Origin of the sequence: Amycolatopsis sp. SID8362 (assembly GCF_010550475.1) — a bacterium.
Lineage (GTDB): Bacteria > Actinomycetota > Actinomycetes > Mycobacteriales > Pseudonocardiaceae > Amycolatopsis > Amycolatopsis eburnea.
On the sequence record NZ_JAAGNB010000650.1, the window covers coordinates 1 to 12,477 of the forward strand.

The 12,477-nt window shown below is 72.2% G+C and carries 12 protein-coding genes; 10 read left to right on the plus strand and 2 right to left on the minus strand.

Annotation, left to right across the window (positions count from 1 at the left end; all coding sequences use genetic code 11):
• The first annotated feature begins 330 nt into the window (after positions 1-330).
• The 6 genes from G3I65_RS20150 (at position 331) to recN (ending at position 5,878) form a co-directional block, all read left to right on the plus strand.
• Complete coding sequence (locus tag G3I65_RS20150) at positions 331-1,077, plus strand: tetratricopeptide repeat protein (protein ID WP_225440162.1); 747 nt, start codon at positions 331-333, stop codon at positions 1,075-1,077.
• Entirely contained in the window at positions 1,070-2,035 is a 966-nt protein-coding gene (locus G3I65_RS20155) for an HAD-IIA family hydrolase (protein WP_160697484.1), read from the plus strand. Before G3I65_RS20150 ends, G3I65_RS20155 begins: the two co-directional genes overlap by 8 nt.
• 17 nt (positions 2,036-2,052) lie before the next feature.
• Positions 2,053-2,250, plus strand: coding sequence for a hypothetical protein (locus tag G3I65_RS20160; RefSeq protein ID WP_043774930.1), 198 nt, complete (start codon positions 2,053-2,055; stop codon positions 2,248-2,250).
• A 5-nt stretch (positions 2,251-2,255) separates the two neighbouring features.
• On the plus strand, positions 2,256-3,083 hold the full coding sequence (locus tag G3I65_RS20165; protein WP_125313657.1) for a TlyA family RNA methyltransferase: 828 nt from the start codon (positions 2,256-2,258) through the stop codon (positions 3,081-3,083).
• Positions 3,080-4,006 carry an NAD kinase gene (locus G3I65_RS20170; RefSeq protein ID WP_125313658.1) on the plus strand — a complete coding sequence of 309 codons (927 nt, stop codon included), beginning with the start codon at positions 3,080-3,082 and terminating at the stop codon, positions 4,004-4,006. Before G3I65_RS20165 ends, G3I65_RS20170 begins: the two co-directional genes overlap by 4 nt.
• A 90-nt stretch (positions 4,007-4,096) precedes the next feature.
• A complete protein-coding gene (recN, locus tag G3I65_RS20175) occupies positions 4,097-5,878 on the plus strand; it encodes a DNA repair protein RecN (protein WP_163046723.1) in 1,782 nt (593 codons plus the stop codon).
• 3 nt (positions 5,879-5,881) lie between these two features.
• Here the strand turns inward: recN and G3I65_RS20180 are convergent, their stop codons facing one another.
• Entirely contained in the window at positions 5,882-6,322 is a 441-nt protein-coding gene (locus G3I65_RS20180; RefSeq protein WP_160697486.1) for a MarR family transcriptional regulator, read from the minus strand.
• Positions 6,323-6,388: 66 nt separating this feature from the next.
• Here G3I65_RS20180 and G3I65_RS20185 point away from each other — a divergent pair, with 66 nt between their 5' ends.
• The 4 genes from G3I65_RS20185 (at position 6,389) to G3I65_RS20200 (ending at position 10,777) form a co-directional block, all read left to right on the plus strand.
• Complete coding sequence (locus G3I65_RS20185) at positions 6,389-7,375, plus strand: zinc-binding alcohol dehydrogenase family protein (protein ID WP_160697487.1); 987 nt, start codon at positions 6,389-6,391, stop codon at positions 7,373-7,375.
• Entirely contained in the window at positions 7,375-8,547 is a 1,173-nt protein-coding gene (locus G3I65_RS20190; protein ID WP_166640337.1) for a DUF1266 domain-containing protein, read from the plus strand. Before G3I65_RS20185 ends, G3I65_RS20190 begins: the two co-directional genes overlap by 1 nt.
• Before the next feature lie 98 nt (positions 8,548-8,645).
• Entirely contained in the window at positions 8,646-9,830 is a 1,185-nt protein-coding gene (gene steA, locus G3I65_RS20195) for a putative cytokinetic ring protein SteA (RefSeq protein ID WP_160697489.1), read from the plus strand.
• The gene (locus G3I65_RS20200; RefSeq protein WP_160697490.1) at positions 9,827-10,777 is read left to right on the plus strand and encodes a copper transporter; all 951 of its coding nucleotides are present in this window, start codon (positions 9,827-9,829) and stop codon (positions 10,775-10,777) included. Before steA ends, G3I65_RS20200 begins: the two co-directional genes overlap by 4 nt.
• 64 nt (positions 10,778-10,841) lie before the next feature.
• On the opposite strand, the gene G3I65_RS20205 is transcribed toward G3I65_RS20200, so the two are convergent.
• The coding region (locus tag G3I65_RS20205) for a glycosyl hydrolase family 18 protein (protein ID WP_160697491.1) at positions 10,842-12,477 on the minus strand (1,636 nt) is incomplete at its 5' end.

The following is a 12,477-nucleotide window of genomic DNA, read 5'->3' on the forward strand; positions in this document are numbered from 1 at the left end:
GACCGTCGTGGCGGTGGCCGTGACTCCGGTCGGCCGAGCAGTGGTGGTTACAGCAACCGCGACTCGGGCGGGCGTGACGAGCGCCGGGGCGGCAGCTACGGGAACCGGGACTCCGGCCGGCCGAGCAGCGGTGGCTACACCAACCGCGACTCCGGTGGCCGCGACGACCGGCGTGGCAGCGGCAGCGGAGGTAGCAGCCGGTATTCGGATGGGCCCAGCCGCTCCGGTGGCGACCGTTCCGACAACCGTGCCTCGCGCCCCCAGGGCAAGGCTTCCTACGGGGATCGCAAGCCGCGGTCCGGTGGGGACTTCAAGCGGGATGAGCGGCCCGTGCGGCGGGAACCGCGGCCCAAGGTCGGGTCCGCGCTCGATGACGAAGCCCTCGCCAAGGAGCTTCTCGAGGCGCCCGAGCTGCCCGAGGACATCGAGTTCTCCGACCTCGACGAGGATGCCCGCCGCGAGCTGAGGACGTTGCCGAAGGGGCTGGCCGAGACCGTCGGGAAGCACCTCGTCGCCGCCGGTGGGCTGATCGACAGCGATCCCGAGGCCGCGCTCGAACACGCCAAGTACGCCAAGGCCAAGGCCTCGCGCGTGCCGATCGTCCGGGAGGCGCTCGGGCTCGTCGCCTACCACGCCGGCAACTGGTCCGAAGCCCTCTCCGAGCTGCGGGCCGTGCGGCGGATGACGCGGACCGACGACCACATCGCCATCATCGCCGACGCCGAGCGTGCGCTCGGGCGGCCCGAGCGGGCCCTCGACCTCGCCAAGGAGGCCGACAAGGCCTCGCTGAGCAAGGCCGTGCAGATCGAGCTCGCGATCGTCGCGGCCGGGGCTCGGCGGGACCTCGGGCAGCTCGACGCCGCCGTCGTCTCGCTGCAGGGTGACGACCTCAAGGCCGAGAAGCGCGATCCGTGGAGCGCTCGGCTCTTCTACGCCTACGCCGACAACCTCGTCGCCGCGGGCCGCAAGGACGAAGCCGTCCAGTGGTTCCTCAACGCCGCCGAGGCCGACGCCGAGGATGAGACCGACGCCGCCGAGCGGGCCGCTGACCTGGCCAACGAGGAGAAGGATGAGTGACGCCCTGCTCGCGGCCTACGACGCCGTCCTGTTCGACCTCGACGGCACCGTCTACCACGGCGCCCGGGTGATCCCGGGCGCCCCGGAGACCATCCAGGCGGCGCGCGAGCACGGCACTCCCGTCCGGTTCGTCACGAACAACGCCTCCAAAGCGCCCGAGGAGGTTGTCGCGCACCTCACCGGCCTCGGCATGCCCGCCGGCGTCGATGAGGTGCACACGAGCGCCCAGGCCGGTGTCGTCCTGCTGAAGGACCGGCTCGAGCCCGGCTCCGAAGTCCTGGTGGTCGGGACCGAGTCGCTGGCGGCCGAGGTCGCCGGGGCCGGGCTGACGCCGGTGCGGGAGAACGGCGACGGTGTCCGGGCGGTCGTGCAGGGGCACTCGCCCGACAACACCTGGGCCGCGCTCGCCGAGGCCTGCCTGGCCATCCGCGCGGGCGCGCTGTGGGTCGCCTGCAACGTCGACGCGACCCTGCCCAGCGAACGCGGCCTGCTGCCCGGCAACGGCTCGATGGTCGCCGCGCTGCGGACCGCGACCGACGTCGAACCGCTGGTCGCCGGGAAGCCGCAGCCGCTGCTGTTCGAGACCGCGGCTCGGTCCGCCGGTGCCGAAAAGCCGCTCGTCGTGGGCGACCGGCTCGACACCGACATCGCCGGCGCCGTCGCGGCGGGTATCGACTCGCTCGTCGTGCTCTCCGGGGTCGCGACGCCGGAGCAGCTGATCAGGGCCATCCCCGCCGAGCGCGGGACCTACCTGGCCGAGGACCTCACCGCGCTCACCGAGCCGCCCGAAGACCTCAAGATCGGGCCGCGGCCGGGGTGGTCCGTGACCGTCGAGAACCAGACCCTGACGGCGAACGGTGACGGCGACGGCCTGGACCTGCTCCGCGCGCTGTGCCACGTGGCCTGGGAGACCGGTGTCACCGAACTCGGCGAGGACACGAAGGCCCGGCTGGGCTGACTGCTACCGTTTGTGACGTGCAGGATCATCCCTACCCCGTGCCGGGCCCGCCGCCCGGTTCGTTCTCGCAGCAGACCGACCCGCGGGCCGGCATCGACGAAGCCGTCGCCGGCTTGGACGACCTCGACGCGCTGCCGCTCGCGGAGCACGTCGAGCGCTTCGACGCGGTGCACACCGAGCTGACGGTCGCCCTCTCCAGCATCGACAAGGTCTGACCACGGTGCCCAAGCGGGCGCGCCTCGACGCGGAACTGGTTCGGCGCGGCCTCGCCCGGTCGCGCGAACAAGCGTCGGCCCTGATCACCGGCGGCAAGGTCACCGTGCGCGGCATGGTGGCCAGCAAGCCCGCCACCGGCGTCGAGACCGACGCGCCCATCGTCGTCAAGGACGAGGACGACCCCGGCTGGGCTTCCCGCGGCGCGCACAAGCTGCTCGGCGCCCTCGAAGCCTTCGCGGACCTGAGCGTCGAAGGCAAGCGCTGCCTCGACGCCGGCGCGTCCACCGGCGGCTTCACCGACGTCCTGCTCCGCAACGGCGCCGCGACCGTGATCGCCGCCGACGTCGGCCGCGGCCTGCTCGACTGGCGGATCCGCACCGACGAACGGGTCGTGGTCATGGACCGCACCAACGTTCGCAACCTCTCTCCCGACGACCTCGGCGGCCAGGTCGACGTCGTCGTCGGTGACCTCTCGTTCATCTCGCTCAAGCTCGTGCTGCCCGCGCTCGCCGCCTGCGCGCGCGAAGGCGCCGACCTGGTGCCGATGGTCAAGCCGCAGTTCGAGGTGGGCAAGGACCGGCTCGGCAGCGGGGGCGTCGTCCGCGACCCGGAACTGCGCGCCGAATCCGTGCTCACCGTCATCGACGAGGCCGCGAAGCTCGGGCTCGCGCTGCGCGGGGTGACGGCGAGCCCGCTGCCGGGGCCGTCCGGGAACGTCGAGTACTTCGTCTGGCTGAAGAAAGAACACGTGGCCGGGTCCACTGTGGACGCGGTAGACAGGTCTGAGGCCGAGCGGCTCGTCCGAACCGCCGTCGAGGAAGGGCCCGCATGACCACCGAACGTGAAGTGCTCCTCATGGTGCACCCCGATCGCGACGCGACGGGCGAGGCCGCGCGCGAGGTTTCGGCGCGCTTCGCCAAGGCCGGCATCCGGATCCGGGTGATCGAGCACGACGTCTGCGCGCTGATCAACCCCGACGAGCACGGCGTCGGCGCGACCTGCACCGTCGTCGACCCGGACGACAACCCCGCCGAGGGCGTCGAGCTGGTCTTCGTCCTCGGTGGTGACGGCACGCTGCTGCGCGCGGCCGAGCTGGCCCGGCCCGCCGGGGTGCCGGTGCTGGGCGTGAACCTCGGGCGCGTCGGCTTCCTCGCCGAGGCCGACTCCGACGCGCTGGCCGACACCGTGCAGCGGGTCGTCGACGGCGACTACCAGGTCGAAGAGCGGATGACCATCGACGTCACGGTCACCCACGGCGGCGAGGAGGTCGCCCGCACCTGGGCCCTCAACGAAGCCAGCGTCGAGAAGAGCACGCGCGAGCGGGTCCTCGACGCGCTGATCGAGGTCGACGGCCGCCCGGTGTCGGCGTTCGGCTGCGACGGTGTGCTCTGCGCCACGCCCACCGGTTCGACGGCGTACGCGTTTTCGGCGGGCGGTCCGATCATCTGGCCGGACGTCCAGGCGCTGCTGGTCGTGCCGAGCAACGCGCACGCGATGTTCGCGCGGCCGCTGGTCGTCTCGCGGGACTCGGTGATCACCGTCGGGATCGACCCGGACGGGTCGTCGGCCGTGCTGACCTGCGACGGGACCCGGCACGTCGACCTGCCGCCGGGGGTGCGGGTACGGGTCACGTGCGGCACCACGCCGGTCCGGCTGGTCCGGCTGTGGGACGGCCCGTTCACGGATCGGCTGGTCCAGAAGTTCTCGCTGCCGGTCAAGAGCTGGCGCGAACGCCACGCACGCCCCTGCGAATAGTCACCGCTCGGCGATTCATTCGAACATATCGGCGACTCGCCGGGGTCCCGGGCGCGCAGAGTGTCGGTGGTGGCCGCTACGGTAGGCGGCGTGCTGGCCGAGATGCGCATCCAGGGCCTCGGAGTCATCGAGGACGCCCTGCTGGAACTGCACGCGGGCTTCACCGTCGTGACCGGTGAGACGGGTGCGGGCAAGACCATGGTCGTCACCGGGCTGCACCTGCTGTCCGGTGGCCGGGCCGAGGTGTCCAAGGTCCGGACGGGGATGCTCAAGGCGTTCGTCGAAGGGCGATTCACCTACGCCGGCGTCGAAGGCGCCGAGCGGATCGTCACCGATTCGGGTGCTGACGTGGACGAGGACGGCAGCGTGATCGCGCTGCGGGCGATCGCCGTCGACGGGCGGTCGCGCGCCCACCTGGGCGGGCGGTCCGTGCCGGTCGGCGTGCTCGCGGAGCTGTCCGAACAGCTGATCGCGGTGCACGGGCAGAACGACCAGCTCCGGCTGCTGCGCCCGGCCGAGCAGCGCGCGGTGATCGACCGGTTCGCCGGGGACGCCGTGGCGAAGCCGCTGACCGCCTACCGGGAGGTCCGGGCGGAGTGGCTGGCGGTGATCGCGGAGCTGACCGAGCGGTCGACGCGGTCGCGGGAGATGGCCCAGCAGGCCGACCTGCTCAAGCACGGGCTCACCGAGATCGACGCCGTCGCGCCCGAGCCGGGCGAGGACGTCGAGCTCACCGAGCAGATCAAGCGGCTCGCGGCGGTCGACGAGCTGCGCGCGACGGCGACCGAAGCGCACGTCGCCGTCTCCGGCTCCCCGGACGGAGATCCGGACGCCCCGGGCGCGGCCGGCCTGGTCTCGGAAGCGCTGCGGCGGCTCTCGACGTCCGAGGACGCCGTGCTGCGCGATCTGGCGCCGCGGCTGGAAGAGGCGTCGGTGCTGCTCGCCGACGTCGGGGCCGAGCTGGGCAGCTACGTCGAGACGCTGGACGCCGACCCGGCGCTGCTGGAGAAGGTCCTGGCCCGCCAGGCCGACCTCAAGCGGCTGACCCGCAAGTACGCGGCGGACGTCGACGGCGTGCTCGCCTGGGCCGACGACGCCCGGCGCCGCCTGGAGTCGATGGACACCTCGGAGGAGGCGCTCGCCGGGCTGGCCCTGCGGCGCGACCAGCTCGGGATTCAGCTGGCCGCGCACGCGGCCGAGGTGTCGGCCGCGCGCGAGAAGGCCGCCGCCGAGCTGGCGGCCGAGATCACCCGGGAGCTGTCCGGCCTGGCGATGGGCCAGGCGGCGATCGAGGTGACGGTCGAGCAGCGCCCCGCCGAGCACGGTGACACGCACGCGCTGACCATCGACGGCCGCGCGGTGCACGCGGGCGCGGACGGTGTCGACGACGTCGAGCTGCTGCTGCGGGCCCACGACGGCGCCCCGCCGCTGCCGGTGCACAAGGCGGCCTCCGGCGGTGAGCTGTCGCGGGTGATGCTGGCGATCGAGGTCGTCCTGGCCCACGCGGACACCGTGCAGACGCTGGTGTTCGACGAGGTCGACGCGGGTGTCGGCGGCCGCGCGGCGATCGAGATCGGCCGCCGGCTGGCGCGGCTCGCGCGCACCCACCAGGTCCTGGTGGTCACGCACCTGCCACAGGTGGCGGCGTTCGCCGACCAGCACCTGGTGGTGGACAAGGGCCACAGCGGCGGCGTGACGCGCAGTGGCGTGAAGAACCTGAAGCAGGCCGAGCGGGTCAGCGAGCTGGCCCGGATGCTCGCCGGGATGGACAACGAGACCGGGCGGGCGCACGCGGAGGAACTGCTGGCCACGGCGGAGAAGGACAAGGCCGAGTTCACGCCGAAGCGGAAGCGGGCGGCGAAGAAGAAGTAGCGGTCAGTCGAGGTCCGCGGTGATGCCGCGGAACACCTCCGCCAGCACGCGGGCCTGGTCCCGGCTGACGTGCTCCGCGAAGTGCCGCTCCACCCCTCGGACGTGGGTGGGCCACGCCGCCTCCAGTGCGGCGAGGCCCGCCGGGGTCAGCACGACCAGCGTGGACCGGCGGTTCGCCGGGTCCGGTTCGCGGCGCGCGTAGCCCGACGATTCGAGGCCGTCCACGATCCGGGTCAGCCCGCTCGCGCTGTGCACGAGCGCGTCGGCCAGGTCCTTCATGCGCAGCCGCCGGTCCGGGGCCTCCGAAAGCTGGACGAGCGCGTCGTACGTGCGGTGCGACATCCCGTGCTCCGCCCGCAGTTCGGCGTCGAGCACGCGCAGCAGCAGCGCCGACGAACGGAGAAAACCCCGCCAGGCCGCGTCGTGGTCTCGGGACAGGCTCACGCCGGGAATACTACTCGCGCGGACAGTTGTTGTGCGGACTGTTCGCATGCGAAGAAAGGACCCAGGATGCGCGCAGTGGTACTCCGAGAACCCGGTCCCGTCGAGAACCTCGAGCTGAAGGAGCTTCCGCTGCCGGAGGTGAAACCCGGCTGGGTGCGGATCGCCGTGAAGGCGTTCGGGCTCAACCGGTCCGAGCTGCACACCCGCCTCGGGCTGGCCGAAGGCGTCACGTTCCCGCGGGTGCCCGGGATCGAGGCCGTCGGGATCGTCGACGCCGGCGACGGCTTCACGCCCGGGCAGCAGGTCGCCACGATGATGGGCGGCATGGGCCGGACGTTCGACGGCGGCTACGCCGAATACACCGTGGTCCCGCGCGAGCAGGTCATCCCGTTCCGCTCCGACCTGCCGTGGGAGGTCCTCGGCCAGGTCCCCGAGACGCTCCAGACCGCGTACGGCTCGCTGACCACCGGACTCGACCTTCAGCGCGGCCAGACCCTGTTGATCCGCGGCGGCACCTCGGCTCTCGGGTTCGCCACCGCGACTCTCGCGAAGGACCTCGGCGCCACGGTCTTCGCCACCACCCGGCAGCCGGACCGCCTCGAAACGCTGCGCGCGCACGGTGCCGACCACCCGCTGCTGGACGACGGGAACGTCGCGGACCAGGTCCGGGAGATCGTCCCGGACGGCGTCGACGCGGCGCTCGAACTGGTCGGGACGCCGACCCTGCCGGACACCCTGAACGCCACCCGCGTGCACGGCACCGTCTGCTTCACGGGCATGTTGTCGAACCAGTGGACGGTCAAGAATTTTTATCCGATCGGCTACCTTCCCGCCGGGGTGCGGCTGACCGCTTATGGTGGTGAGGCGGACGACCTGCCCGCCTCCGTCCTCCAGCGGTACCTCGACCGGATCGCGGCCGGCGAAGCCAGCCTCGGCCCGGCGAAGGTCTACCCGATGGCGGAGATCCGGCAGGCGCACGACGACCTGGAGCACAACCGGACGGCGGGCAAGCTCGTCGTGCTGACCGGCCGATCGGAGGGAGCCGCCCCGTGATGCTGCCGCCGCCCGCCGATGTCGAAGCCCAGCTCGCCGCCGCGCGGCGGGACGGCGACCTCGACCGCTACCTCGGCCTCCTCGCCGGCGAGGAGCTGTTCGTGCCGATCCGGCGGGTGGACGCCCGCAGCATCCTCGACGAGCGGGCGGAGACCTTCCCGAACGTCTACTTCGAGACCGGTGGCGACGAGTTCCTCCAGGTCTTCACCCGCGGCGCGCTGCCCGACCTCGGCCCGGACGTCGTGGCCATGAGCGGCGCGCTGGACTGGGCGGTCGACGGCGTCGGGCGGCACGAGCGGGTCGTGTTCAACCGCGGCACGCGCGGCGAGTGGCGGCTGCCGGGTGCGACGCTGCAGCCGTGGCTCGACGCGCACCTCGAGGACGTCACGCCGCTGGAGGAGCAGGTCGAGCGGCTGATCACGGCGCCGTACGGGCACCTCGAGGGGCCGATCGCGCACGCGCTCGCCTGCGGCGCGCACCTCGCCGTCCTCGAAGCCACGCCGTGGAACGTCCTCGACGCGCGCTTCCACGACTACGTCGCCGAGGTCCGCGGCCTGCGCGACTGGTGGAGCGTGCCCGACCCGCCGGAGTGGCGCGCGACCATGACCCGGCTGATCGGCGACGGCTACGCGCTGACGCCCGGCAACCTGGTGCTCATGCTGCGCCTGCGGTTCGCCGCCGAGTACGGGCTGCCGGGCGGCGAGTTCGACCCGCTGACCTGGGCCGGGCTGGTGGACCGGTGGTGCGCGGAGAACGACGCCGCCGACCAGGCCGACGAGCTGCGCCACACCGTCCGCCGCGTGTCCCGGTACGAGCAGCGGTTCCGCGCCGACGGCCTGGTCGACGCGGACGGGTTCGTCACGACGGCGCTGTCCTGGGACGTCGGCCGGGCGGTCGCGATCGCCCGCGCCGGGCTGGCGGCAGGCTACTGCGACGCGCTCACCGCCGAGCTGATGGTGCTCGAAGCCGGCTCGCTGGCGCGCCGCTACCACCAGTCATGGGCCGACCTGTCGGCCGGGTACGTCATGGGCCGGGTGCTGCACGCCGACGGCGACGACTTCGGTGAGTGGTACCCGGCGGCCGTGCGGGTCCACCACCAGCTCCTTCAGGACCCGGCGAGTCCCTGGCTGAACCTCGGCTTCGGCTCGCTGTCGGAGGAGTCCGACGCCTGACCCGCGCGGGGGATGGCGACGGGGCTCACCACAACGAGTCACAGCGGCTACGGCGTGGCGTCCGTCGTCCCACGAGCAAATTTGTCACCATCGGCCACATGAAGCTCACCGGCCTGCTCACGCGGAACCAAGAACCCCTCCCGGGGATCAGCGGCGTCGCCCGCGTGGATCGCCGGACCCGGGAGCTGCTGCGCCGGATCAGTCCCGGCGACATCGTCGTGCTCGACCAGCTGGACCTCGACCGCGCGACGGCCGACGCCCTGGTCGAGGCCGAGGTCGCCGGCGTGGTCAACGCGTCGCCGTCGATCTCCGGCCGGTTCCCGAACATGGGCCCGGAGATCCTCGTCGCCGCCGGCATCCCGCTCGTCGACTCGGTCGGCGGCGAGCTGCTGCGCACGATCAAGGACGGCACGAAGCTGCGCCTGCTCGACGGCGTCGTGTACGTCGGCGAGCGACAGGTCGCCTCCGGCATCGAACAGAGCGCCGACAGCGTCGCCGACCAGATGATCGAGGCCAAGGCCGGGATGTCGACGCAGCTCGAAGCGTTCTCGGCCAACACCATCGAGTTCCTGCGCCGCGAGCGCACGCTGATCCTCGACGGGGTCGGCGTGCCGGAGCTGAAGGCGCAGATCCGCGACCGGCACGTGCTGGTCGTCGCGGGCGGCAACGGGCACGCCGAGGACCTCAAGAAGCTCAAGAAGTACATCGCCGAGCACCGCCCGGTGCTGGTCGGCGTGGACGCCGGCGCGGACACCCTGCGCGTGCAGGGCTACCAGCCGGACATCATCGTCGGCGACCCCACCGGCATCGGCACCGCCACGCTGCGCGGGGGCGCCGAGGTCGTGGTGCCCGCCCAGCCCGACGGGCACGCGCCCGGCGTCGAGCGGATCCAGGACCTCGGCATCGGCGCGGTGACGTTCCCCGCGTCCGGCAACGCCGAGGACCTCGCGCTGCTGCTGGCCGACGCGCACGGCGCGAGCCTGGTCGTCACCGTCGGGTTCCAGGCGACCCTGCGCGAATTCCTCGACCACGGCCGGTCCGGTTCGAACCCGTCGACGTTCCTGACCCGGCTGAAGCTCGGCACGAAGCTCGTCGACGGGAAAGCGGTGGCGACGCTGCACCGCAGCCGGGTGTCGATCGGTGCGGTCGTCCTGCTCGTGCTCGCCGCGGTCGTGGTGGTCGCCGCGGCCCTGCTGGTGTCCGACGTCGGCTCGGTCTACCTGGACTGGCTGCGCGACACCTGGAATTCGCTCTTCGCCTGGGTCAAGGGATTGTTCACGTGATTTCGCTGCGCTACCACGTCGTTTCCATCGCCGCCTGCTTCCTCGCGCTGGCCGTCGGCGTCGTGCTCGGCTCGACCGCGCTGAACGGCACGCTGCTGTCGGGTCTCGCGGGCGAGAAGAAGGACCTCGGCAGCCAGGTGTCCGATCTCGAGGCACAGCGCAACGCGCTCAACGCCCGGCTCGCCGATGCCGACGCGTTCGCCGGCTCGATGGGCCCGAAGGTCGTCGCCGGCGCGCTCGACAAGCGGTCGGTGGTGCTGGTGACCACCGAGGACGCGCGCCCGGCCGACCGGGACGCGCTCAAGCAGCTGATCGGCCAGTCCGGTGCTTCGGTGACCGGCGAGGTCCAGCTGACCGCGGCGTTCGGCGACCCCGACAAGGCCGACCAGCTCCGCGACGTCGTCACGCGGCTGCAGCCGGCCGGCTCGAAGTTCCCGACCGCGGGCGACTCCGGCACGCTGGCCGGTGCGCTGCTCGGCTCGGTGCTGCTGCTGGACAAGACCACCGCGAAGCCGCAGTCCTCGGGTGAGGAGCTCGCGGCCGCGATCGGCGGGCTCACCGACGGCGGCTTCGTCAAGGCGGGCGGGGACGTGAAGCCGGCGCAGCTGGCGATCGTGCTGACCGGCGCCCAGGCCACCGGCGACGGCGCGGGCGACCGCGCGGCGACGATCGCCCGCTTCGCCACGCAGCTCGACCGCTCCGGCGCCGGCACGGTGCTCGCGGGCGACGCCGGTTCGGCCGGCGGCACGGGCGCGCTCGGCGTCGTCCGCGCGGACACGTCGGCGACGTCGATCCTGTCCACTGTGGACAACGTGGACAGCTCGGCCGGGCGGGTGAGCACGATCCTGGCGCTGAAGGAACAGCTCGACGGCGGGGCCGGGCGCTACGGCATCGCGGGCAACGCGACGGCCCCCGCGCCCGGAGTCGGTGCCCCCAACGGCAACTGACCTCGTGAGTGTTCAGGGCGGTTAGAACCGCCCTGAACACTCACGACAAGCCGCGGCAGACTGCTCAGCCGGCCAGCCAGAGGGCGGGGACGTTGGGGGGTTCCCAGCCCGGTTGGGACGTGTGTGCCTGGCGACACGTGTACGTCTGGCCGTTGTAGGTCACCTTGGTGCCGGCCGCGTAGGCGGTCCACGGTGCCCACGCGGGGATCGACGGCGGCGTCGTCGTGGTTGTCGGCGGAGTGGTCGGGGTGGTCGGGGTCGTGGGTGTGGTCGGCGTCGTGGTTGTCGGGGGAGTGGTGGTCGGCGGTGGCGTCGAGCAGCTCGGCGTCGAGGCCGCGAGGCCGTTGACCACCGCGTGGAACAACGTCGAACCCGGGTCCAGGTCGTAGAGCGAGAACATCATCGCGCCGCCCAGGCCGGTGCAGTGGATGTAGTCCGTGCGGGCCCGGACCGACTGCGCCGAAGAGCCGCCGTAGAAGTTCGTCCCGTCGTAGAACCACGCCGACTGGGTGACCGGGTCCCAGTACGTGTCGGCCGGGTTGTCGACGACGCCGGACAGCTCCTTGTACATCGCGACGCCGGGGACGTTGCCGCTCAACGGATGCCCGGCCGACGGGCCCGAAGCCGACTGGTACAGGCCGTGGTTCGAGCCGGCGGGCACCCCCGTCCAGCCGCGGTAGTAGAACGGGATGCCCAGCGTCAGCTTGGCCGCGGGGAAGCCGCCCGGGATGCCGTACGCGCTGTTGCCGTGCAGGTAGTCCTTGACCACCGAGTCGATCGTGTACTTCTCGGTGCCCGGCGGGATCGTGCCGGACGGGTCACCCGGCGACGAGTAGAGCGGGTCCTGGAAGTTCGTCGGGCCGGTCGCGTCCCACGCGCCGTGCATGTCGTAGGTCATCGCGTTGCCGAAGTCCAGGTACTGCCCGATCTTGTCGGTCTGGATCTTCGCGATCTTGTCCTGGCCGCCGGGGAGCGCGGCCGAGAGCGCGTAGTGCTTGCCGCCCAAGGCGTCCAGCTCGGCGCGGAACTCCGCCATCAGCGCGGTGTAGTTCGCCGTGTCGGCGGCGCTGTAGTGGTTGCCGAGGTGCCCGGTCGGCGAACCCGGGTACTCCCAGTCGATGTCGACCCCGTCGAAGATGCCCGCCGCGGTGCCCGGGCCGCCGTAGCCGCCCGACGCCGGGATGTTTCCCTTGATGAACATGTCGAGGCACGAGCTGACGAACTTCTTGCGCGACGCGTCCGTCGCGGCGGCGTCGGAGAAGTACTTCGAGTACGTCCAGCCGCCGATCGACAGCAGCACCTTGAGGTTCGGGTGCTTTGCCTTGAGCTCCTGCAACTGGTGGAAGTTGCCGGCGATCGGCTGGTTCCAGGTGTCGGCGGTGCCGTCGACGCTGATGTCCGAGCCGAACGTCTTCTGGTAGTCGGCGAACTGGTCTTCGGCGCCGTCACCGGCGTTCGGGTCGGTCTCGCCGCCCGGATCCGGCGTCGTCGCCTTCGTGGTTTCGAAGCAGGTCAGGTTGGTGGGATCGATGTTCTCGAAGTCGTAGAGCAGGTAGTCGAGGTCGCCGGCGATGGCGTCGACGTTCTTCAGGTAGTAGGCGTTCTGGTAGATGCTCCACTGGTCGTAGTAGGCGATCCGGACCCCGCCGGACCCGGCGGCGGCCGCCGGGGGCGCGGCCGGGCCGGCGACGGTGAACGCG